Origin of the sequence: Stenotrophomonas sp. C3(2023) (genome assembly GCF_032911385.1) — a bacterium.
In the GTDB taxonomy this organism is placed as follows: Bacteria; Pseudomonadota; Gammaproteobacteria; order Xanthomonadales; family Xanthomonadaceae; genus Stenotrophomonas.
Genome location: NZ_JAWJLO010000001.1, coordinates 2241588 through 2262808, shown reverse-complemented (window position 1 = coordinate 2262808; position 21221 = coordinate 2241588). Strand labels below are relative to the sequence as shown.

Genomic DNA, 21221 nt, shown 5'->3' with positions numbered 1-21221 from the left:
CAACAGCAACAGCGTGACGACCAACGGTCGTCACCTACCGGGTTGATCGGCCCGCCTGGTAGGTGACGACCGTTGGTCGTCACGCATCTACCGGAATGCAAAAAAAACAGCAGACCGGGGTCTGCTGTTTCGGTGTAATGGTGCGCCCGGAGAGATTCGAACTCCCGACCGCCTGGTTCGTAGCCAGGTACTCTATCCAACTGAGCTACGGGCGCCACTACGTAAACTTTGATTGTAACGCGATGATCGCATCATCGCAGCCTGTGTATGGTGCGCCCGGAGAGATTCGAACTCCCGACCGCCTGGTTCGTAGCCAGGTACTCTATCCAACTGAGCTACGGGCGCACAGTACACAAACTTGTTTTTACCGCATCCATCGACGGCGGTGTCGATGGATTCTGTCGGAGTGGTGCGCCCGGAGAGATTCGAACTCCCGACCGCCTGGTTCGTAGCCAGGTACTCTATCCAACTGAGCTACGGGCGCCCTGCGACAGGAGCGGAATTATGCGGATGAACATCGTGCTCGTCAACTTTTTTCGTGAATTTCTTCACCAAGCTGCATGAGGAGCAGCCTCTGCGCCGACCGGGTCGCTCACGCGTGCGTTGCCGCGCCGAAGTGATCCAGCACCCGCACCTCGCTGCGCCCGGGCAGATACCCCAGTCGCAGGCCGCGGGCGACGTAATCGATGGCAGCCTCGCACGCGTTGGCCAGCGTCAGGCCATTGCAGAGCTGGGCGGCGATCGCCGAGGCCAGTGTGCAACCGGTGCCGTGCGCGTCCACGGGCAGGCGGGCGTGGCGGTATTCCTCACTGCTGACGCCATCGTAGAAGCGGTCGATCACCCGATCGCCTTCCTGCAGGTGACCGCCCTTGAGCAGCACGGCGGCCGCGCCCTGTTCGAGCAGCAGCGCGGCAGCCCGTTCGGCGTCGTCGGCATCGGTGATCGAGCGACCGACCAGCAGTTCAGCCTCGGGTGTGTTCGGGGTGACCAGCGTGGCCAGCGGCAGCAGCCGCTCGCGCATGGCCTGCAATGCGCTTTCCTCGAGCAGGCGCGCACCACTGGTGGCTACCATTACCGGATCGAGAATCACATGGGCCGGGCGGTGGCGCTCCAGCGCGTCGGCCACGGCGCGGATGACTTCGGCGTTGGCCAGCATCCCCAGCTTCACCACATGGATCTGGAAGTCGGCGAAACAGGCCTCGATCTGTGCCTGCAGAAACTCGATGGGCGGCACGTGCACGGCACTGACGCCGCGCGTGTTCTGTGCGGTCAACGCGGCGATGGCCGACAGCCCATGCACACGGTGGGCAGCGAACGCTTTCAGATCGGCTTGGATGCCGGCACCGCCACCGGAATCGGAACCGGCGATGGTGAGGGCGGAAACGGGTGTGGTCGGACTCATGCGCCGATTGTGCCGCGTTCCCGCCTTGTGCGGGGCCTCAGCCGCCGTTGAACTGCAGCTCGTCGAAGCGGCCGCGCTGCGGGTCGTAGACCGCGCCCCAGAACTGGCGGCCGCCATCGCAGACACGGATCGCCTCGCGTGCGGGATCGATGTTGGCACCGTCGGGCAACCGGAACGCATTGACGTAGATGCGTCGGCCCGCCTGGGTTTCGATACCTACGTATTGACGGTCAAACAGCTGCGGCGCCTCCAGCTGCGGTTGCAGCTGCGGCAACTGCGCTTCCATCTGGTCCACGTCCGCGCGGCTTGGCGCCCAGTAACCGAGTACCCGGCCGGCATCGCGACCGGGGCTGGGCCGCGAACAGGTGTCCAGCACCTGGGCGGCCACCACCGGGCGGGTCACCACCCAGGACTGGCCGGTCTTGTTCGCCATGGGTACGCTGGGTGGCCCCTGCACGGTGCTGCAGGCACCGAGCAGCAGGGTGCCGGCCAGCGGCAGCATCAGGCGCAGGTTCAAGCGGCTCACAACACCTCCGAAGCATGATCAGCCAGCCGCGAGCGCTCACCGCGACGCAGCGTGATGTGCGCACTATGCGGCCAGTTCTTGAAGCGGTCCACCGCGTAGGTCAGGCCCGAGGTGGTCTCGGTCAGGTAAGGCGTATCGATCTGTTCCACATTGCCCAGGCAGACGATCTTGGTGCCGGGCCCCGCGCGGGTGATCAGGGTCTTCATCTGCTTGGGCGTCAGGTTCTGCGCTTCATCCAGAATGAGGTAGCGGCTGAGGAAGGTGCGACCGCGCATGAAGTTCATCGAACGGATCTTGATCCGGCTGGCCAACAGGTCATTGGTGGCCGCACGTCCCCAGCTGCCGCCTTCCTGGGTCTGGGTCAGCACTTCCAGGTTGTCGGTCAGCGCGCCCATCCACGGCGTCATCTTTTCTTCTTCGGTACCGGGCAGGAAGCCGATGTCCTCGCCCACGCTCACCGTGGCACGGGTCATGATGATCTCGCGGTAGCGTTGCTGGTCCATCGTCTGGGCCAGGCCAGCGGCCAGTGCCAGCAGCGTCTTGCCGGTGCCGGCCGTGCCCAGCAGGGTGACGAAGTCGATCTCCGGGTCCATCAGCGCGTTGAGCGCGAAGTTCTGCTCGCGGTTGCGCGCACTGACGCCCCACACGGCATGGTTGCCGTGGCGGAAGTCATCCACCAGCGACAGCACCACCTTGCCATCGCCAACCACGCGGCTGACCTTGAGCTCCACCTCGTCCTCGCCGGGCAGGTAGACAAACTGGTTGGGGTACCAGTCCTCGCCGTCCTGCGCCTGGATTTCGTAATGGCTGCGGCCCTTGTCGCTCCAGCTGCGCAGGTCGCTGCCGTGGCGCTTCCAGAAATCCTCCGGCAGTTCGGTGGCGCCGGTGTAGAGCAGGCTGAAATCATCCAGCGCGCGGTCGTTCTCGTAGTCTTCGGACACGATGCCGGCGATGGCCGCCTTGATGCGCAGGTTGATGTCCTTGGACACGAACACCACCGGCACGTCCGGGGTTTCCTCCTTCAGCGCCAGGATGGCACCCAGGATGGCGTTGTCCGGAATGACCGCGCCAAAGCTCTTGCCCGCGTCGAAGTGGCTGGTCTGGAAGCGCAGCTTGCCCGCGCTGTGGCGGCCGCGCAGCTGCAGACCATTGGGCTGGGCCAGGTTGATGCCCTCGGCCAGATTGTCCAGACCCGAGGCCTGCACCAGCTCGTTGAGGAAGCGGCTGACCTGGCGGGCATTGCGGCTTGCCTCGGAGGTGCCTTTCTTGCCGTTGTCCAGCTCCTCGATCACCTGCATCGGCAGGTAGACATCATGCTCCTCGAATTTGAACAGCGCGGTCGGATCGTGCATCAGCACGTTGGTATCCAGCACGTAGATGCGCTTGCCTCGGGTCATCATCGATTCCTGTGGGGCGGGCAGGGAAAAACCGCCACGGCCTGCAGGGCAGGGTGGCGGTGGACAAGGGGGGCGAAGGTGGTCACTGGGACTGGGCGGCCTTCAGTGCGGCCAGCACGGCATCGGCGTGGCCGGCAACCTTGACCTTGCGCCAGGACTGCACGATGCGGCCCTGCGGCGAGATCAGGAAGGTGCTGCGCTCGATGCCGCGCACCTGCTTGCCATACATGTTCTTCAGCTTGATCACATCGAAAGCCGTGCACAGCGCTTCCTCGGCATCGCTGATCAGAGCAAAGTTGAAGCCCTGTCGGGCGCAGAAATTATCATGTGCCTTGACCGAATCGCGCGACACACCCAGTACCGTCGCGCCGGCCTGCTCGAACCGTGGCAGCAGCGCGTTGAAGTCGAGGCCTTCGGTGGTGCAGCCGGGCGTGCTGTCCTTGGGGTAGAAATACAGCACCAGCCAGTGGCCGGCGTGCTCGCCCAGGGTGGTGTGCGTTCCGCCGGAAAGGGCCAGCGGCAGCGAAAGAAGCGTACGGTCCAGGGTGTCGCCGTTGTTCATGTGTTCCTTGTATCCAGCCTGGCGTGCTTTGACGACGTGCATGACTGCATCAAAGCGCGTTCGCCCGTGACGAACGCGCGAAAAACTCAGAACTTCATCGGGTCCATGATCGCGTCCAGGTTCAGGTGGTCGCAGAACTCAAGGAAGTCATCGCGCAGCGCGGCGATGTGCATGTTGGCCGGCACGCCGATGGTGACCTGTGCACTGAACATCTCCGCACCGGTCTGCATGGCACGGTAACGCGTGCTCTGCAGGTTCTCGATGGTGATGCCCTGGCGATCGAAGAAATCGGCCAGCTGGAACAGGATGCCCGGCTTGTCGGCGGCGATCACTTCCACGATGTACGGCAGCAGGTTGGACTGGGTCTGTTTGGCGGCGGTGCGGTACCACACCAGCTTCAGCCCTTCTTCGCGCTCGAGCCGGGTGAGCATCGCTTCCAGCTTGGCCACCGAGTCCCACGAACCGGTCGCCAGGGCGGTTACCGAGACGTCGCGGCCCACAGTGGACAGGCGGGCATCGACCAGGTTGCAGCCGCTGTCGGCAATGCGCCGGGTGACAGGCAGCAGGGGGGACTCCGGATGCGTCGTGTAGGCGTTGATCAGGAGGTGGTTTTCGCTCGGCGCGGGGCGCGGGGTGGTGTCGGTCAAGGCGATTCCGGGGCAATACGGGGGTGAGTCTGAATGCCCGCACGGCGCGGGGATTCACCGGTGTCCAGCATACTTGCCCGCGCTTTCGCGCCGCAAGTAACATGCAGTCAGTCTCACCCGGTCCTGCCCGGGGCGACCCCCTCCCCATTGCGAGCAGTACGCCTTGTCTCTTTCCGGCCTCATCACCGCGCTGGCGACCCCGTTCCGGGCCGACGGCTCCCTTGATCCCGACGCCTGGCAGCGGCTGCTGCACCTGCAGCTGGACGCTGGCGTCAACGGTGTGGTCGTGGCCGGCTCCACCGGCGAAGCCGCCACCTTGACCGACGCCGAGTACGACCAGCTGCTGGTCAGTGCGGTCAAACAGGTCGCTGGCCGCGTCCCGGTGCTGGCCGGTACCGGCCTGTCCGGCACGGCAAAAACGATCGAACAGACCCGCCGCGCGGCGGCCAACGGCGCCACCCATGCGCTGGTGGTGACCCCGCCCTATGTGCGCCCGACCCAGGCCGGACTGCTGGCGCATTACCGCGCCGTGGCTGATCAGGGTGGCCTGCCGGTGGTGCTGTACAACGTGCCTGGCCGCACCGGCAGCGACATGCTGCCGGAGACGGTGGCCGAGCTGGCTGCGCATCCAAACATCGTGGCCATCAAGGAAGCGGTGGCTGACATGGGCCGGGTCAAGGCGCTGCTGGCGCTGCGCAGCGCGGGTTTCGCCGTGCTCAGCGGCGACGACGGCACCGCCGCGCGCTCGATCCGCAGCGGCATGGACGGGCTGATCTCGGTGGGGTCCAATGCGTTGCCCGGCGCGTACCGGCGCATGTGTGAACTGGCCGCGGCCCACGACCACGCGGCCACCGAAGCGTGGGATGACCGGTTGCAGCCGTTCCATGAGTTCTGCGGTGTTGAACCCAACCCGATTCCGGTCAAGGCGCTGCTGCGTCGGCTCGGCATCGGCCATGACCTGCGCCTGCCGCTGCTGCCGTTGTCGGCGCCGCACCAGGCCGCGGCTGACCATCTGGCCGGCGACATCGCTGCGCTGGAAACACTTTCCAGCCACTGAATCCCACCGTGGCCTGATCCAGGAGATTTACATGCGTCATTCCGCTTCCACCTTCCGCGTGCTGTCCCTCGCGATCCTTGCCCTCGGTGTGTCCGTGGCGACCACCGGCTGCTTCAAGCGTGGCGCCAAGGGCGACTACGCGCTCGCGCCTGAAATGCGTCCGCTCGAGGTTCCGCCGGACCTGACCGCTCCGGCGGGTGCGGTGACGGCCGGCGCCGCTGCCGGCACCGAGTCGGTGCTGGCCTCGCAGGTCGCCCGCCGTCCGGCGGCGGCAGCGCCGGCGGCCAACGCATCGGGCTTCACCATTCCCGGCACCAGGGACGAGGTCTTTGCCAAGGTCGGCACCGCACTGGAAGGCGTGCAGGGCGTGACCATTGCCACCCGTGCCCAGGTGCTGGGCTCGTATGACGTGGCCTACGAAGGCAGCAACTTCCTGGTGCGCGTGGTCGGCGTGGAAGCCGGCGCCTACGTCTCGGCGGTGGACCCGCGCGGCGTGGCGGCAACCGACGCAGCCGCGACGAAACTGATCGCCACGCTGAAGACCACGCTGGCCCCGTAACATCTGACGGCGAGCCCCCGGCAGGTGACGACCGTTGGTCGTCACGCGTCTCCCACCCGGTAGGTGACGACCGTTGGTCGTCACGCTCCTGTTTTGCCGGTTGCCGGGCAGAGCCCGGCACTACGTCGCACCGCGCGCCGCGTTGTCACGGGCCGGGCGGGGCGGGCTTGCGGGGGTGTGGGAGCCCTGGATGGGCGGACACAAGGCTACATGGATGTACTTGCGCCGTCCCCCGCAAGCCCGTATCACTACAGCGACGCCACCGGCTGGTTGGAGCAAAGACAGCTGCGGGCGAGCATTCCGATCGGCGTCGTACCGGTACCGTTACCCTCCGTGCCGATCTCGCCCCGCGTGGTCACCGACCCGGCTACGTTGTCCGATCTGGAAGCCGCGCGCGAGGTCCGCCTGGAACGCGCGCGCCTGCGCCAGCAGTTCCATCCTGACGATCCCAACCGCGAACTTCCGATCGTGCGCAGTCCCTATCTGATCAGCGACCTGCAGCCCGCAACGCCGGGCGCACCGGCACCGACACCTGCGCCTGTACCCGCTTCCGTTGATTTCACCGCACCGGATCATCCACGCCATGCGCTGTGGCAGCAGTGCTGCGAGGGCGTGCGCGGGCTGGATGCGGGAGCCGGAAAACCGTGGGATGGGATCAGCGAACGGCTGGCCGGCAGCCTGACCGCACTGGCCGTCGCCAAGGGGCTGGATCGGGTTGATCACGTGGTGCTGTCCGGGTCGAGCGCCGGATGCCCAGGCGGAGAATACGTGTTCGTGGTGCAGGGGCGGCGCGGCGATCTCAGCAGTCTGCGCGAGCGCATGTCCACGCTGGAGGCGGTCAACCAGCCGCTGGCGCAGTCCTTCGAGCAGGCACAGGCGAGCGAGCGTGAGCTGGCCGAGCAGCTGGCGCAGCAACGTATGCAGGAGCTGCAGGACCTGCAGATGAGGCAGCAACGCCGCGGTCCGGTGATGGGCGGTTGAGGGGGAGCCGACTTCGGTCGGATGACGATGACTGCCGCGCGTTGCGCGGGAGCCGACCATGGGTCGGCTCTACCTTCTGCGGGCGCCGCACAGATACAGGTGAAGCGGCAGGGCCAGCGACAGGCCCATGGTGAAACTGGCCGGTATCACCAGCACCCAGCGCTTAACCTTGTGCTGCCGCGGCACCACCTCGCGCTGCCGGAAAATGCTGGGTGCGGTGATCTTCAGATGACCTGAAAGGTGCGTCGGCGCTCTGCCCAGTTCGCCCTTGTGCGCCTCTTCGGCTTCCAGCATGGCCGTCGCGCAAGGGACCAGCGCCTCACCTTATAGCGGTAATTGCGACCGAACGGGCGGTGCGGTGAAGCAGGCGGGCGTTCAGCTCCTCCTCCAGTGCGGTCATGCGCCGGGAGACCTGGCTGGGCGAGCCGAGCTGGTGGGCGCAGGCCAGATGCTCGACGCCGGGGCCGACATCGTGGCGTTGGGGCGCGGCGCCTTGGCCAATCCTGATCTGCCCAAGCGCGTGCAGAGCGCACTGCCTTTGCCTGCATTTGACAGCGCCGTTGTCGGTCCTGTTGCGGATATCAAGCCCAGTGAAATCGCGATGCGCGGCTGCTGGTTGTCGCCTGCGCGATGGAGTGATTGCAGGTGGCTGAGGGGTCGGAATATTGACTCCTCCAGCCATTTTGTTGGCGGTCAATGATCGGCTTCGCAGCCAGTAAAAAGGCCTGTGACGAAGGTCTCTTCTCCATGGCACACTGATGTACTGGTCAGCCACGCATACGCGTGGACGAAACGTGCAGCAGAGGGAGTTGGTGTTGGAAAAGGACTATTATGAGATCCTGGGAATCCGTCCCAGCGCGTCGCAGGAAGAGATAAGTCTCGCCTACCGTGGGCGGCGTAGTCAGTATCACCCTGACCGCTATGCAAATGCCGATGCGGAAACCCTGGCCTGGGCCACCAGCAAGATGAAGGAAGTCAACGAGGCGCATGCCGCGTTGAGCGATACGGACCGGCGGGCGGGCTTTGACCGCATGCGAAACGGTCGAAGCCAAAGCGCTGCTGGATCGCAGCGAGCCCAGCCGCAACCGGAGCCGGTTGCGTCGGTCTCGCTGCTGGAGGTGTTGCAGGCCTACGACCCTGACAACGACTTTTACAAGAAAATTCACGTTGCGCCGAACATTCCGGTGAAGAAGCTCAACGGTGCGCTTGCCAACTATGGGGGCGGGCTGGTGCCGGCAGACATCGTGGCGCTGGTTGATGACACCGTGTTTGGTGGAGCAAAAGAAGGCGCGCTGATCACCGAGCACGAGATCCGGATCAAGGCGATTCTTGAGCCGCCGTCGACGATCGCGCTGGACAAGGTCAACAAAATTGCCTGCGCACGCAACCGGCTGCAGGTAAACGGCGTTGAGTTCGGCAAGTTCAACGTGCCGGATGACAACGAAACGCTGGTGTTCTTCGGTCTTGTGAACGACTTCCTGTCGCGGCGTGGCGCCTCGTCGTCGAACGCGGGCTCCAGCGGTGCAGGGCGGGCAGAGGGGACTCAGCAGAACACCGGTCTGTTCGATGTCGGTTACTACGCCCGGCTTGATCGCTCCATTGATGGGCAGATCCGCGCGGCGCAGGGGGTCGATCAACTGACGCTGCAACTGGTGCGCTTGTTGCTTCCCATTTCGTTGATCGTCGATGTTTGGGCCAACGATGAGCAAATGCCAGCGCATCAGCGCGCCTTCCTTGCCGGCGATGCGGTCCGTTTCGAGGTGCTGACCTACGCGCTCGCCGTCATCCAGCATCTCATCGCGGAAGGGGAGGGGCCGGGCCGTGAGCATGCCGACGAGATCGCGGCGGCCTTGGCCAACGTCATGATGGTGGCCTGCATCATCACGCTCAGCGGGTTCGACAAGAAGAAAGGCCTGCATAAAATGGCAGACCTGCGTGAGGACATGCGCAACTCCGGCTTTGCCAGCGAGTTCATGCGGCGCTGGGCGCGCTACAAGCACCTCATCGCGAGCAGGGATGACGATGAGCTGGGCGAGGAATTCGAACATTCGCTGCGCTGGCCGGCCATGCTTTACATGAACTCACTGGAGACCGTCAGCGCTGATGATCTGCGCTTCATCAATCAGGCCGTGGAAGATGTGCTGCAAAGCGACGGTGTCTCCAGTCTGCTCGACGAGTTGAATGAAGAAATTGAAGGCGCACTGCACGAGTGGCTGGATTGAATTCTGCTGTTGCCCGCAAGCCAAGGATGGCTGCGGACCCGAGGTGAAGAGGCGAGAACCCCGGGGGAGGTTGCTTGAAGATTAGACGTTATCTCGACAGGGACTGGTCGCGCCTCTGCGACATCCACGATCGTGCTCGAATGGACGAGCTGCGCGGGGCGGGTCAGCGAGGTCGGCGGCGATCAAGGCGCGCGCCATATCCATTCTGGTCGATAACGACGCCACGGAGACTGGAAACTTAGTGTTCCCCGGTCCGGCTTGAATGCAGCCGACGGTAGCGCCGGGCTCTGCCCGGCGGCTCTTCGACCAGATCGCGATGAAGCCGCGCTGCGCACGCGCCGGGCAGAGCCCGGCGCTACAGGCGCGGTTCGCCTCAGGCCTGACGCGAACAGCGCTTCAATATGCTGTGGAATGTCGCAGCAGGACTGATGCTCTGCGCCAGCCTGTGACCGATTGAACACTATAGGAATGCGGCGATTCTCTCGCCTCCGCTGCGCGCTACCGTCGTCTCTGTTTTCCAGCAAGGACGATCATGCTGCACTTCCGGGCATTACCCGTGGTCATCACCCTGGCCTTTGCACTCAGCGCATGTGCGAAAGCAGAGCCGCGCAAGCCGCCCCGACTGCTCACCAATGAGCAGGGCTGTTCGATCACCATCGACAACCAACCGCTCGATTCGGGCCAGATTCCCGTGCCCATGGCGCGCGCCTGCGTGGGGCCGTACGCGCTGATGTTGCCGCAGAACTACTTTGACATGCAGACAGGACCGTATCACGACGGCAGCTTTTCGCTGGCGCTGGAGTATCCCTCGCTGGAGCCCTTCAAGCCTGGCGAGCGGCGCAACCTGTCGGTGGACGTATCGATACGGACGGTCAGCATCAGCTATGGCTACATCAGCGGCCCTGACCCGGCAGAAGCTCTTCGGCATAGCTACACGCCAATGGTTCCCGGGCGAGAAGACCCAGCCGAATCGCTGGAAACGCGTATACAGGGCGCGGCGGTGTATGGCCTGACGCCGTACTACGTCGATATGGACAGGGTGCATGCCTACCAGCGAGCAAACGGGTGGCGCGAAACGCCGTCTGACGAAGATGACGTTTTCCTCAGGGATTGGTTTGTCTCGCGCGACGATGCCGGTGCGATCGATCAAGTCATCAAATGCACGCGGAGAGAGGTCACAGAGTCGGGTGTCGAGTATCGCGACGGGAAGATGGTGAAGAAGCGGATCAGGGGATTCGCAGAGTGCGATCAGGTATTCCTGATTAACGGGCGGAATGTGATCGTTCGAATCAACTACTCAAGAGAAGGATTACCAAGGTGGCCGGAAATCAAGGCGCGCGCCATAGCACTTCTGGTTGATAACAGCATCGAGGAAACTGAAAAGTGAGTGATTTCAAGCTCGGCTTGAATGCAGCTGACGTTGATGTGCTCAAGGCCTATGTAGCCGCAGGCAATCGTGAGCTGTACTTCAACTATCTGGCGCAGAAGCAGGGTAACGATGGCTACGGTCTGCTGGCCTTGGGCGTGATCCGCAATGACAATGCACCGGGCGCCACAGCGAATAGTTTTGCCGACCGGCAGGCGCGCGCGGACGGCGTGTATCTCAATGAGCGCGACTGGCAGGCATTCGGGGTGGATCTGATGAAGCGAGACCTGGCCTTGCGCGAGGCTCAGCTGGCAGAGAAGCGCCCCGATCTGGCCCTCAATCTGCCGGTGAAGGATGTGCAGAAGGCGCACGATGAGGCCTTTCGTAATCTCGAGATCGATCCTTCAGCCTGGACCCCCTACAAACTGCTGGTAGCGGCGCAAGAGTATGGCGGCGACGCTGAAGCAGAGGCCGTCTGGTCAATCCTGCTCGACAATTCCAATCTCGGCATGGACCGCGGCTTCGACACCATGACGCGGGTGGTCAACAAGTATCGGGCGTTGATCGACGACCCGGCGGGTTATCTGCGGGACATGGTCGAGGCACGTCAACAACATGTTCCGGGCCCGGTGTCCAATATCGATCCTGACCGGATTCTGCGCGAGGGCCGTGTGTATCACTACAGCGACACCACCGGCTGGTTGGAGCAAAGACAGCTGCGGGCGAGCATTCCGATCGGCGTCGTACCCGTACCGTTACCCTCCATGCCGATCTCGCCCCGCGCGGTGACCGACCCGGCTACGTTGTCCGATCTGGAAGCCGCGCGTGACGTCCGCCTGGAACGCGCGCGCCTGCGTCAGCAGTTCCATCCCGATGATCCCAACCGTGAGCGCCCGATCCTGCGCAGTCCCTATCTGCTCAGTGATGCACAGCCAGCCGTGCCGGACGCGCCCGTCCCTGTGCATGTACCTGCACCCATTGATTTCACCGCGCCGGATCATCCGCGCCACGCGCTGTGGCAGCAGTGCTGCGAGGGTGTGCGCGGGCTGGATGCGGGAGCCGGAAAACCGTGGGATGAGATCAGCGAACGGCTCGCCGGCAGCCTGACCGCACTGGCCGTCGCCAAGGGGCTGGATCGGGTTGATCACGTGGTGCTGTCCGGGTCGAGCGCCGGATGCCCAGGCGGAGACTACGTGTTCGTGGTGCAGGGGCGGCGCGGCGATCTCACCAGTCTGCGCGAGCGCATGTCCACGCTGGAGGCGGTCAACCAGCCGCTGGCGCAGTCCTTCGAGCAGGCACAGGCGAGCGAGCGTGAGCTGGCCGAGCAGCTGGCGCAGCAACGTGTGCAGGAGCTGCAGGACCTGCAGATGAGGCAGCAACGCCGTGGACCGCTAATGGGTGGTTGAGGGGAGCCGACAGCGGTCGGATGAGGGTGACTGCCGCGCGTTGCGCGGCAGCCGACCAGGGGTCGGCTCCACCGGATCGTTGCGTGATCGTGGTTGCCGACTGCACATCCAGGCGGGATGATGCGCCGCATGAGTGCGCCTTCAACCACCCCGCTGACCGTCACGCTGGAAGCCGCGTTTGCTGGTTTCACCTTCATGCCATGGGCGTCTTTCGCCCACAACAGCATCAACCCGGTGCTGGTGCTGCATCCGGACCACATCCAATACCGCGTGCTGCGGCTTCGTTCGCGGCCCTATGCCGAGGTGGTCGAAGTGGATTATCGGCATACCTTCGCCACCCACAACATCGTGCTGCGCTTCAGGGATTCGGTGCGCACGTTCATTGGCAATGCCGGGTTGGAGCGGCGGGCGCGCGAGGCAATCACGGTGCTGCGCGGGAAAGGATGCGCCTTGTCCGAGCGGGCGGCGCGATTGGTGGGGCCGCCGTAACCCTGACGCAGCCGGTGAGACGGGGCGCTCCTAAGCTCCGCGGCATGACCGACTACCACCGCCACCCCGACCTGGCCGACGACTTCATATGGCAGCGCCGCAGCCAGTATGAGCAGCCCGATACTGCCCTGACCCTGCATAACGTGGTCGTGGTCCAGATGCTCGACCGCATCGACGGTGGATGGGTTGCCCGGCTGCATCTGGAAGACGGCATCGAGGCGCCGCTGATCCTGCGCCAGTGCACCGATTTCAACAGCGGCCGGCACGGCGCCGAGCGCTGGGTATTGCGGCATGAGGCCGAACTGCGTGCCAACGTCGCGCGCAAGGTTGCCTGGATGCGGCGCGAAGTCGCCCAGGGCAAGCGTCTCTAGTCAGCTGCCGTTGCCTGCGTATCGGCCGGTGCGACGTGCGCGCGCCAGCATGGCGTCATGGAAAAAGAGCACAGAGGCAAGGCGCGTTGGGCGCTTGGGAAGGCCGCTGCACTGCTGCAGCAGGCACAGGCATTGGACGATGACCGCAGTGGCGACTGGCGCGCGTGGCGCCGTCGTGGTGACGGGGCGGCACGACTGCGGGTGGAGGCTGCCCGCTATGAGCAGATGGCCACGAAGTGGACCGGGCTGACAGTGGCGCTGCCGTTCTGACCAGCGCCAGCCCCTGATCGCTCAACTGCGCTGTTGCTGATGCTGAAACGCCGCGATCCCGCGTGTGATCGCGGCGCCGTTCTGCACGGGGAGGGGAGGGGAGCGGCCTATGGGTGCGTTGTGGAGTTTTTATCCACCCGTGGCACTGCAGCCGATCAGGCTCTGGTGGGCGGGCAGTTCCGCGCGCATTCGTGCCTCGGCGGCGGCTTTGCTGGGAGCGTCGATGTAGCGCACGTATTCCCAGTTCGGCGGTGCGTTGTCCCGGTAGGTACACGCCCAGAAGGCCTTCGGCGCCATGCCCGCTGCCGGGCTGCGCGGCGCGGCGTGCGTGGTGGCGGTCAGCGCCAGGGTGTCGGCGCAGGCGAGCCCGGCCAGTAGAAGAGAATGGCGCACGTGCGCAGGTATCGGGCGCGTGTTGCCGCGCAGGCGAGGAGAGTTGAGGCGTGCCATGTCATCGCTCCATTTCAGGATATCGGTGTGGCGCGTGCCAAGATGCGTCGGGCCCCTCGGTACGCCGTGTCGAGACTACCCGGCGTGCACCGGATCGAAAGTGGCGTTGGCGACGCCGCGCGACGGATCGGGCCGGTGTGACGTGAACTGGAAGGTGATGCGCAGGCACGCTGTGACGTGCGCTGAGGTTGACGGCAGCTCCGTCCATGCCGACGGCACTGGCGCCGCGGCCGCCTACGAACTGGTTGCACTCGACCTGCTTTACAGGATTGATGCCGAAGCCTCGGCGAGCGGCAAGCACATCCGCAGCACGACCGAAGCCCTCTGCAGCGACCTGGCAGCTGAGCCCTTGAGCCGGGAAGAGGTGTACAACGCGATTACCTACGCGGCCGAGCACGGACACGTCCCGGCGCAGCTGAACTACGCGGTCTATGCGGTGCGGATGTTCGAGGACGAGCGCAACGAAATGGACCCGGAGCCGATCCGCCACTACAAGGAAAGCACGCTGGCCGTGCGGAGAATGGCGCTGTTTATCGCCGCACTATATGCGGCGAATAACTTGCGCATGCGGAGATTGCGGCCCATAAGCTCCGCATGACTAGCGGTGATTGCTTGAAGCGTACGGTAAGGCTGCTGACCTGGCGCCAGAGGCGTTAACCCACTCCCGCAGCCACGACTGCAATCCGGGCGCTTGATTCGTCGGCCGCGATCAGCCAAGAAAAAACCCCAACCGAGAACGGTTGGGGTTTTTGGTATTGGTGGAGGTGGGCTCTACCATGGAGTGCTTGTAAATATCTGGCATATAAGGGGTATTGGGTCGTTCGCACTTCCGCATGCCCCCAATGATGCCCCCGCTCACGCGGCCTTGGGCAGGCTCAATTCCTCGCGCTCAGCGATGATGTTTGCCTGCCACGCTTCGACCTCGGCTTCAATCCAAGCGACCATTCCTTCACCAAGTTGCACGGGCGCAGGGAATGCGCCATCCCGGACTCGTTTGTACACCGTTGTCTTCCCCATGCCGGTGCGCCGGATGACCTCCGGCAGCCTGATGAACACCACCGGTGGCGTTGTAGCAGCCATTCGTTCGCTCATCTCTCATCCTTCGGCGTCTGCCCGGCGCCCGTCTTCTTGCCGCGCTTGCGGCGGCTGTTGATGTTGGCCATCACGCGCTCGGCTTCGGCCTTGTCGCCTCGTGCCATTGCCAGCAGCGCCAATCCCCTTGCTTCCCAGATCTTCACCGTCGCGGGTGCCGCCTTGGCCAGGTCCACCCCGGACAGTCCAGCCAGGTGGTGCCCGACGTGCCGGTGGTCCGGCAGACCAGGTTCCTCGAAGAGCTCAGACACCGCTCACCTCCACGCGCTTGAAATGGATGACCCACACCCACGGGTTGCTGTCCCACGCCGATTCGCCGTAGACCTGATTCCACAGCTGGTGGAACGCCCACTCGGGGTGATCGCACGGCCCGGGCAGCCAACCTCCTATCTCCATCTGCGTGAGGCCCTCGGTGATAGCGTCGGCCTCGCTGATCGCCTGCAGCCGCTCCACGCGCACGTCCGTGATCTCCAGCACCAGGCGGCAGGCCCAGCGCGGCATGTGGATGCTGGGGCGCCAGCGGCCGGGATTTGATCGCTCCCAGCCGGCCGCGTACACAGCGGCCATGCCGGGATGTTCCGGGTCCTCGGCCTGCTCTACGCCTGTGCTGCAGCGGTATGCGGTGCTGGGCACGCGCGCCCAATTCTCCCGCACCCACAGGCGCTCGCCGGGCTGGCCGAAGGGGCATCGCAGTTTCTCGATTGGGGTCTGCGCGCCAAGCAGGAAATGATGGGGAACGCCGTCAACGTCCCTCACCTCTCGGCAACCTTGGTCTACCCACGCGTTCATGTCCTTGCACAGACGCCGCGTCTGCGTCTTCGCGCCCGACAGGATGGCGCGCACCATCGCGCCGTTGAACAGAATGGGGCGTTCCTTGCTCATGCGGCCTCCCTCAGGTCTTCGTCCAAGCCATCGAACAAGTCAGGCATGGCCATCTCCCGCTCGGCCGCCTGCAAGTACTTCACGCCGTCGAGGAAGTAGGTAGGCGACAGCTCGGCGGCGCGGCCGCGGCGGTGCTTCTTCAGAGCCCGGTACGGCACGGTGAACAAGCCGCCAAACGGATCGAACACCAGGTCGCCCTTGTTGCTGTAGCGCTCGATCAGGCGGTCCACGATGTCGAACTGCAGCGGGCAGATGTGGTTCTCCAGGCCGCGCTTGGTCTGCTCGCCGTTGAGGGTGAGCATGCGGTTCACGTCGTGCCACACATCCGGATCATGGCTGCCGGGTGCCAGGGACATGAAGGTCGAGGGCAGGGCGCCACGGGCCTCCAGCTGCTCGCCGATGCGCACGTGGGCCTCGTAGTCGTAGACCTGTTCCAGGCTGTGCTGGGTGAACAGCTTGGCCAGCTTGTCGGGGCCCAGCTGCCCGAGTTCATTGGCGGTCAGCAGGCGGTTGCCGCTCGATCGCCAGAACGCATGCGCATCGACCTGCCAGTGCGCGCGGGTGTAGTCCGTCTTCTCCTTTCGCACGGGCTCATCGGCATAGCCCTTCGACCTGTCGGTCTGCGGCTTGCGCAGCAGCACGATGTACTCCGGCGAGCCCACGCCCATCTTGGTGCCATCCTTGCACTGCTCAGACCAACCCAGGCGGTAGGTCTGGTTGTTCTCGCGGACCACGTCGGTCACCACCGTGATGAGGCCCATGTAGTCGAAGCCGTGGGAGCGGTAGTGGAAGATGGCCTCGGCGTGGAAGGGGCTCACCGTGGGCACGCCGGCGCCGGTGACGTTGCCGAACTGGATCCGGTCCTTCACGTGGATGGCTGCGATGCGGCCGGGCTTCAGGACGCGCAGCAGCTCCTTCGACAGGTGGTCCATCTGCGCCCAGAAATGGGCGTTGTCGTCGGTGTGGCCGAAGTCGTTGTAGCTGGGGCTGTACTCGTAGTGATTGGCGAACGGGATCGAGGTGATGACCAGATCCACGCTGTTCTCTTCCATGCCGCGCGCTTCGAGCACGCAATCGTTGTTGGCCACCGTCCAGCCGTCGCCGGCGGCTTCGATGCGCTCGACGCCGATGCTGCGGGTGAGGACCTGCGCCATGGCGGCCTTGCTCAGGCCGAACTGCCGGATGATGTCGCTCATCTTTTCCACCATTTCTTCGTGTCGTTTCCACTTGGCCTGCAGGCTGGCCAGCACCTCGCGCTCGCTTTCGGCATGGACGATCCACACCTCGACGGGATGCTGCTGCTGATACCGCTGGATGCGGTGCAGGGACTGGATGAAGTCGTTGAACTTGAACCCAATGCCGGCATACACCGCCAGGTGGCAGTGCCGCTGGAAGTTGCAGCCGCTGCCGGCGATGACAGGCTTGGCCGACAGGATCCGAGTCTGCCCCTCGCTGAAGGCGACAACGGCAGCCTCACGCTCATCAAGGTCCTGATCGCCATAGATGCTCACGGCCTCCGGCACGGCGGCCTGCAGCGCGTGCCGCTCGGCCTCGAGGTCATGCCAGATCAGCCAGTGGGCATCCGGGCGAGCCCCTACGATCTGCTGCACGGCGGCCACCCGCGCGGGCAGGGTGTCCCGCTTCTCGCGCGCAGCATCCTGCAGGCCAAGGGCTGCATCGCGGAACATCTTTGCCTGGCCGTCCCGCTCGACGCCGGCAGTGCGGTGATCCACTTTCACCTCGTGGAAGTGCACCTTCAGCTCAGGAAGGTCGTAGCCCTCATCGCTGTAGCCCAGATCGGACGGCTTCTGCAGGAACAAGGCCCAGCTGGCCACCCACAGCCAGAACTCCTTTTCCTTGTGGGGGTAGAGGGTCAGGTTGTTGGCCTTGGTGCTGTCGCGCTTGAACCAGCGCGTCAGGGCCTGACCGGTATCCATCACCCCGAGGAAACCGGCGTAATGGATCAGCTCCTTGTAGCGGTTCGGGCTGGGGGTGGCCGTCGCCACGAACCGGTACTGGACCTGGTCGAACAGGGTCAGGAATTGCTGGTAGGTCTTCGAGCCGAAGCTGCGCAGCACCGACGCCTCATCCAGGCACGCCACCGTGAACAGGTTCGGATCCAGCTTTCCGTCGCGCACCGACTCGTAGTTGGTCAGGTGCACGCCGGCGAACGCTGGGTCGATCTCGGCACTGGTGCGGATGAAGCGGGTTTCAATGCCAAGCATCGCCGCGTCGCGGCGGAACTCCTGGCGCACGCCCAGCGGCATGACGATGAGCGCCGCGCCGCCCGCGTGTCCCATGGCCAGCCGGCAGATCTCCAGCTGCTGCACGCTCTTGCCCAGACCAAAGCGCTGGAACAGGGCGCGGCGGCCGCCGGCGCACGCCCACACGACGCTGTCCCGCTGGTGGGGCTTGAGGATCGGGTTCACCAGTGCCGGGTTGACCTCGAAGCCGAGGGTCGGTGCAACCCGAACTTTGTGCTCAAGGAACTCGCGGTAGGGATCAGCCATGGTCGGGAGCCTCGTCTGGCTGCTTGTCGCTTCTGCAACCTTGGAAATCGGGATGCCAGGGACACTGTGCCGGCGGCGCGAACCATGCGGCGAGCGCACACAGCGCCAGCAGCATGAAGATGGCGGGGCGGGTGAGTCGCTTCACGGCTGCACCGCCTTGCCGTCGATCAGGGCCAGCAGGCGCTCCGCCTCTGCGAACACGCCGTTCTTCATAGGGGACTGGTCGCCGTGATGGATTACTGCATGGGCGAGTGCTGCTAGAGCCTTGAATTGCCCAAGGTCCACGGCCTGCGCGGGCGGGGAGGCGTAGACCTCGCCAGATCCAGAGTCGTCGGTGATGCTCCGGTCGGACACCATCAGCACGTCGCCCGCTTCCAGGTCGGCAATAGCGCCTTCCGTCAGCCAGTCGATGTAGTAGTCGCCTTCACCGTCGCGCCGAACGGTCGCCACAGCCTCGACAGTGATCGGCTCCTGCCCCACCGGCTGGCGGGCGGCGAGTGCTTCTCGCAGCTCGGCAATGGCCGCAAGGATCGGCTCAGCGCCACCCTGTTCCGGATCGCAGCCCAGTTCTCGCGAAACCTCAGCCAGTGCGGCGCAGGCGTCTACGAACATGCGCTCGTAGTTCAATCCACCCTGACCACCCGGGGAGGGCGATACCGGATTTCCGACATCGGCCTGCACGCGGTTGGCCAAGGTGACCAGGTCGTTGATCCCAGCGCCGGCATCGCCGAACAGCTTCGTTGCGATCTGTTGGATCAGGTCTGCGGCCACCGTGACCGCCATGCTGGTGTGCTGGTTCATGCGGCCATCCTCAGTTCGGATTCGATTGGGTCCAGGTTCGCCTCAGCTAGAGCACGCAGCGGCGGTGGGCTCACACTGTTGCCGACCATGCGCACCTGGTGGGTTGTCTTGAGTGGCGTGCCGTTGGATGTGCGATCGATGACGTACTCAGGCGGGAAGCCTTGGGCGCGGAACAGCTCGTGCGGTTTGAGCATGCGCAGCTTGATATCCACGATGACGTACGGCGTGCCCCTGATGTGGACGGCGACCAGTGCGAGGCGGTCGCGGGTGGTGATGGTGTCCATTGGCTCGGCCAGGCCCACGGCTATGCCACTGCCGTAGTACTTCACCAGAAACGCTGCGACGCGCAGCGCGCCGGCTTCTTGCTCTGGCGTCAGCTCGGACAGCTCTGCGCTGACCAGCCGCTGTTGGCTGCCGCTGCCGGTGATGGTACTGACCGGATCACGGGCATCGTTGCCGGCGCCCTGGTAGAACCCGCCGTTGGCCTGTTCCAAGAAGGCGGTCGCAAGCGCGTGGTGCTCGGCCTGCGCCGCAACGGTGGTGAGCGGCGTGCGCACGTCTGCGCCGACCATGTGCCGTCGCAAGGTGACGAGCGATGCGGAAGCCAAGCCAAGCGCATGCGCCGCGCCAGCTGGGCGTGCGGCGCCGGCGCCCGAGGTGATCGTAGGCACTGGCTCACTGGCCGCCGTGCCGACGCTGTCACCCCGGAACTTGACTAGGTGCGGGGTCACCAACGCGGTGTCTGCCTTGGTGGTCATGGTGTAGAGCGGCTCAGCGCCCGAGCGCGGCTCGGACTGGCCAGCGCGGCCGCCGACACCGGCAAGGATCGGCGTCACCACGGAGAAGTGCCCGCCCTTCACTCCGGCGCAGACCGTGCGCAGCGGTTCGTCTTCAGCCATTGTGCGCTGGTTGCTGGCGTTGGCGTGCTCCGCGATGAAGGGCGCCAGCTCCGGAGTAGCGAGCATCAGCTCGCCGCGGTTGGCGGCCGTGATCGTCTTGAGGGGCTCACGGATGCTGTGCACGCGATCCGCGCCCTGGTGGGTGACCGGAACGATGAAAGGTTCGGCAGCGTCGATGACGTGGCGCTGGACGCCCTTTGCGATGCGGCGCATGGTGGCGTCGGCCAGATCCTTCTTGCGTCCGAAGATCGAGCGGCCGAGGTCGGAGAAGTCGAGGCAGTCGGCTGCGGTAAAGCGCGGCGCTTGGCCTGGGGCAGGGCCGTGGCTGGCCTTCGGCCACACGATGGCCTCGCCGTCGCGGCGCGCGAGCAGGAACAGGCGTTCGCGGCTGGTGCCCGCGCCGTAATCGCTGGCGACGAGCTTGCGCCACTCGACGGCGTAGCCCAACGCACGCAGGGCGGCCACGAACTGTCGCCACGTGCGACCGCTGTGCCGCTTATCCGGGACCAGCTGCTGTTGCTCGACTGACACGCGCTCGCCGCGCGCTGCAACAGTCCCGTCCATGCGCAGTACCCGGCCGGTCACCTTGCAGCGCTTCGCGACAAGCGGTCCCCAAGTGAGGATTTGCCACACATTTTCCATTGAGATGATGCGCGGCGCGGTGTTGGTGCCGTTGAGCCTGTCGTCGCGCAGCAGCTGCCCGACCCACTTCAGCACCACCCACGAAAGGGCGCGCGTTTTGCGGCTGCGCGGCTGGCCGCCCTTGGCCTGGCTGAAATGCGTGCAATCCGGGGAGGCATGGAACCAGCCGATGGAGCGGCCAGCGACGTCCACGCGGGGATCCGCGTGCCAGATGTCCTCGCGGTGGTGCTGGGTGAGAGGGTGGTTCGCCGCGTGCATGCCGATGGCCAGCTCGTCGTGGTTGTAGGCCAGTGCCGGGTCGATGCCCAGGGCCTGCTTGAGGCCCTCGCTGGCGCCGCCGCCGCCGGCGAACAGATCAACCACAATCTCACCGGGCCGGAGGCGCGAGCGCTGAGGCAGCGGGAAGTTAAAGGAGCGGGATCCGTCAGCCATTGGCTTCTTCCTTCTTCAGCTTTGCGATCAGTTGATTGGTGCGGCCGTGGCCGTAGACCATGCGCGGCGCGCCCTTGCCCTTCTGGAAGACCTGGCACTTGCCGCCGCTGGGCCACCAGTCAATACGCACGGGGCCGAAGTGGCGGCGGTAGTGGTACTCGGTGATCTCCTCCCAGCCGGTGGTGTCGGCCTGTTCCAGCATCTGAGCGCGGTGCTGCTTTGTTGCTTCCCGCAAAGCGCCGAAGATCTCGCCCATGT

At 65.0% G+C, this 21221-nt stretch carries 26 protein-coding genes and 3 tRNA genes; 11 read left to right on the top strand and 18 right to left on the bottom strand.

The features are described from left to right. Positions 1 to 138: 138 nt before the first annotated feature. The 8 genes from RZA67_RS10115 to RZA67_RS10080 form a co-directional block, all read right to left on the bottom strand. A tRNA-Arg gene (locus RZA67_RS10115) sits at positions 139 to 215 on the bottom strand. A 53-nt stretch (positions 216 to 268) separates the two neighbouring features. Continuing rightward, positions 269 to 345, bottom strand: a tRNA-Arg gene (locus RZA67_RS10110). Positions 346 to 407: 62 nt separating this feature from the next. Continuing rightward, a tRNA-Arg gene (locus RZA67_RS10105) sits at positions 408 to 484 on the bottom strand. A 108-nt stretch (positions 485 to 592) separates the two neighbouring features. Further along, the gene (gene thiD, locus RZA67_RS10100; RefSeq protein WP_317212626.1) at positions 593 to 1402 is read right to left on the bottom strand and encodes a bifunctional hydroxymethylpyrimidine kinase/phosphomethylpyrimidine kinase; all 810 of its coding nucleotides are present in this window, start codon (positions 1400 to 1402) and stop codon (positions 593 to 595) included. Between the two features lie 37 nt (positions 1403 to 1439). Beyond that, positions 1440 to 1904 (bottom strand): hypothetical protein, encoded by a 465-nt coding sequence (locus RZA67_RS10095; RefSeq protein WP_317213979.1) that lies wholly within the window; start codon positions 1902 to 1904, stop codon positions 1440 to 1442. A 20-nt stretch (positions 1905 to 1924) separates the two neighbouring features. Next, entirely contained in the window at positions 1925 to 3325 is a 1401-nt protein-coding gene (locus RZA67_RS10090; RefSeq protein WP_317212625.1) for a PhoH family protein, read from the bottom strand. 82 nt (positions 3326 to 3407) lie between these two features. Beyond that, entirely contained in the window at positions 3408 to 3887 is a 480-nt protein-coding gene (locus tag RZA67_RS10085; protein ID WP_317213977.1) for a peroxiredoxin, read from the bottom strand. Positions 3888 to 3973: 86 nt separating this feature from the next. Further along, positions 3974 to 4534, bottom strand: coding sequence for a glycine cleavage system protein R (locus tag RZA67_RS10080; RefSeq protein WP_317212624.1), 561 nt, complete (start codon positions 4532 to 4534; stop codon positions 3974 to 3976). Positions 4535 to 4697: 163 nt separating this feature from the next. Between RZA67_RS10080 and dapA the strand changes: the two genes are divergently transcribed. The 3 genes from dapA to RZA67_RS10065 all read left to right on the top strand — a co-directional run bounded on the left by dapA (position 4698) and on the right by RZA67_RS10065 (position 7131). Further along, positions 4698 to 5591, top strand: coding sequence for a 4-hydroxy-tetrahydrodipicolinate synthase (dapA, locus tag RZA67_RS10075; protein ID WP_317212623.1), 894 nt, complete (start codon positions 4698 to 4700; stop codon positions 5589 to 5591). Positions 5592 to 5622: 31 nt separating this feature from the next. Next, positions 5623 to 6150 (top strand): hypothetical protein, encoded by a 528-nt coding sequence (locus tag RZA67_RS10070; protein WP_317212622.1) that lies wholly within the window; start codon positions 5623 to 5625, stop codon positions 6148 to 6150. A gap of 210 nt (positions 6151 to 6360) precedes the next feature. Then, positions 6361 to 7131: an XVIPCD domain-containing protein gene (locus RZA67_RS10065; RefSeq protein ID WP_317212621.1), complete on the top strand. Its 771-nt coding sequence runs from the start codon at positions 6361 to 6363 to the stop codon at positions 7129 to 7131. 69 nt (positions 7132 to 7200) lie between these two features. Here RZA67_RS10065 and RZA67_RS10060 read toward each other — a convergent pair whose 3' ends face one another. Beyond that, positions 7201 to 7425, bottom strand: coding sequence for a DUF2834 domain-containing protein (locus RZA67_RS10060; protein WP_317212620.1), 225 nt, complete (start codon positions 7423 to 7425; stop codon positions 7201 to 7203). On the opposite strand from RZA67_RS10060, the gene RZA67_RS10055 reads away from it, so the two are divergent. The 7 genes from RZA67_RS10055 (at position 7424) to RZA67_RS10025 (ending at position 13255) form a co-directional block, all read left to right on the top strand. Further along, on the top strand, positions 7424 to 7831 hold the full coding sequence (locus tag RZA67_RS10055) for a hypothetical protein (RefSeq protein ID WP_317212619.1): 408 nt from the start codon (positions 7424 to 7426) through the stop codon (positions 7829 to 7831). The two genes, RZA67_RS10060 and RZA67_RS10055, sit on opposite strands and share 2 nt — an antisense overlap. 115 nt (positions 7832 to 7946) lie before the next feature. Next, positions 7947 to 9353: a DnaJ domain-containing protein gene (locus RZA67_RS10050; protein ID WP_317212618.1), complete on the top strand. Its 1407-nt coding sequence runs from the start codon at positions 7947 to 7949 to the stop codon at positions 9351 to 9353. A gap of 532 nt (positions 9354 to 9885) precedes the next feature. Then, positions 9886 to 10740, top strand: a complete 855-nt coding sequence (locus RZA67_RS10045; protein ID WP_317212617.1) for a hypothetical protein — start codon at positions 9886 to 9888, stop codon at positions 10738 to 10740. Continuing rightward, positions 10737 to 12125 (top strand): XVIPCD domain-containing protein, encoded by a 1389-nt coding sequence (locus RZA67_RS10040; protein ID WP_317212616.1) that lies wholly within the window; start codon positions 10737 to 10739, stop codon positions 12123 to 12125. Before RZA67_RS10045 ends, RZA67_RS10040 begins: the two co-directional genes overlap by 4 nt. Positions 12126 to 12242: 117 nt before the next feature. Then, the gene (locus RZA67_RS10035; protein ID WP_317212615.1) at positions 12243 to 12614 is read left to right on the top strand and encodes a hypothetical protein; all 372 of its coding nucleotides are present in this window, start codon (positions 12243 to 12245) and stop codon (positions 12612 to 12614) included. Positions 12615 to 12658: 44 nt separating this feature from the next. After that, entirely contained in the window at positions 12659 to 12985 is a 327-nt protein-coding gene (locus RZA67_RS10030; RefSeq protein ID WP_317212614.1) for a hypothetical protein, read from the top strand. Positions 12986 to 13042: 57 nt separating this feature from the next. Further along, entirely contained in the window at positions 13043 to 13255 is a 213-nt protein-coding gene (locus tag RZA67_RS10025; RefSeq protein ID WP_317212613.1) for a hypothetical protein, read from the top strand. A gap of 129 nt (positions 13256 to 13384) precedes the next feature. Here the strand turns inward: RZA67_RS10025 and RZA67_RS10020 are convergent, their stop codons facing one another. Beyond that, complete coding sequence (locus RZA67_RS10020; protein ID WP_317212612.1) at positions 13385 to 13705, bottom strand: hypothetical protein; 321 nt, start codon at positions 13703 to 13705, stop codon at positions 13385 to 13387. 142 nt (positions 13706 to 13847) lie between these two features. Here RZA67_RS10020 and RZA67_RS10015 point away from each other — a divergent pair, with 142 nt between their 5' ends. Beyond that, positions 13848 to 14303, top strand: coding sequence for a hypothetical protein (locus RZA67_RS10015; RefSeq protein ID WP_317212611.1), 456 nt, complete (start codon positions 13848 to 13850; stop codon positions 14301 to 14303). A 257-nt stretch (positions 14304 to 14560) separates the two neighbouring features. Here RZA67_RS10015 and RZA67_RS10010 read toward each other — a convergent pair whose 3' ends face one another. Genes RZA67_RS10010 through RZA67_RS09975 form a run of 8 tightly spaced genes read right to left on the bottom strand, consistent with a single transcriptional unit; the run spans position 14561 to position 21219 of the window. Beyond that, positions 14561 to 14797, bottom strand: a complete 237-nt coding sequence (locus tag RZA67_RS10010) for an AlpA family transcriptional regulator (RefSeq protein WP_317212610.1) — start codon at positions 14795 to 14797, stop codon at positions 14561 to 14563. Further along, positions 14794 to 15048 (bottom strand): hypothetical protein, encoded by a 255-nt coding sequence (locus tag RZA67_RS10005; RefSeq protein WP_317212609.1) that lies wholly within the window; start codon positions 15046 to 15048, stop codon positions 14794 to 14796. The genes RZA67_RS10010 and RZA67_RS10005 overlap by 4 nt, the downstream gene beginning before the upstream one ends. Next, positions 15041 to 15679 (bottom strand): hypothetical protein, encoded by a 639-nt coding sequence (locus tag RZA67_RS10000; RefSeq protein WP_317212608.1) that lies wholly within the window; start codon positions 15677 to 15679, stop codon positions 15041 to 15043. The genes RZA67_RS10005 and RZA67_RS10000 overlap by 8 nt, the downstream gene beginning before the upstream one ends. Continuing rightward, entirely contained in the window at positions 15676 to 18189 is a 2514-nt protein-coding gene (locus tag RZA67_RS09995; protein ID WP_317212607.1) for a DNA methyltransferase, read from the bottom strand. The genes RZA67_RS10000 and RZA67_RS09995 overlap by 4 nt, the downstream gene beginning before the upstream one ends. Beyond that, positions 18182 to 18334, bottom strand: a complete 153-nt coding sequence (locus tag RZA67_RS09990; RefSeq protein ID WP_317212606.1) for a hypothetical protein — start codon at positions 18332 to 18334, stop codon at positions 18182 to 18184. The genes RZA67_RS09995 and RZA67_RS09990 overlap by 8 nt, the downstream gene beginning before the upstream one ends. Beyond that, positions 18331 to 18990, bottom strand: coding sequence for a hypothetical protein (locus RZA67_RS09985; protein ID WP_317212605.1), 660 nt, complete (start codon positions 18988 to 18990; stop codon positions 18331 to 18333). The genes RZA67_RS09990 and RZA67_RS09985 overlap by 4 nt, the downstream gene beginning before the upstream one ends. Further along, positions 18987 to 20963 (bottom strand): DNA cytosine methyltransferase, encoded by a 1977-nt coding sequence (locus RZA67_RS09980; RefSeq protein ID WP_317212604.1) that lies wholly within the window; start codon positions 20961 to 20963, stop codon positions 18987 to 18989. Before RZA67_RS09980 ends, RZA67_RS09985 begins: the two co-directional genes overlap by 4 nt. Continuing rightward, positions 20956 to 21219, bottom strand: coding sequence for a hypothetical protein (locus tag RZA67_RS09975; protein ID WP_317212603.1), 264 nt, complete (start codon positions 21217 to 21219; stop codon positions 20956 to 20958). Before RZA67_RS09975 ends, RZA67_RS09980 begins: the two co-directional genes overlap by 8 nt. Between the last annotated feature and the right edge of the window lie 2 nt (positions 21220 to 21221).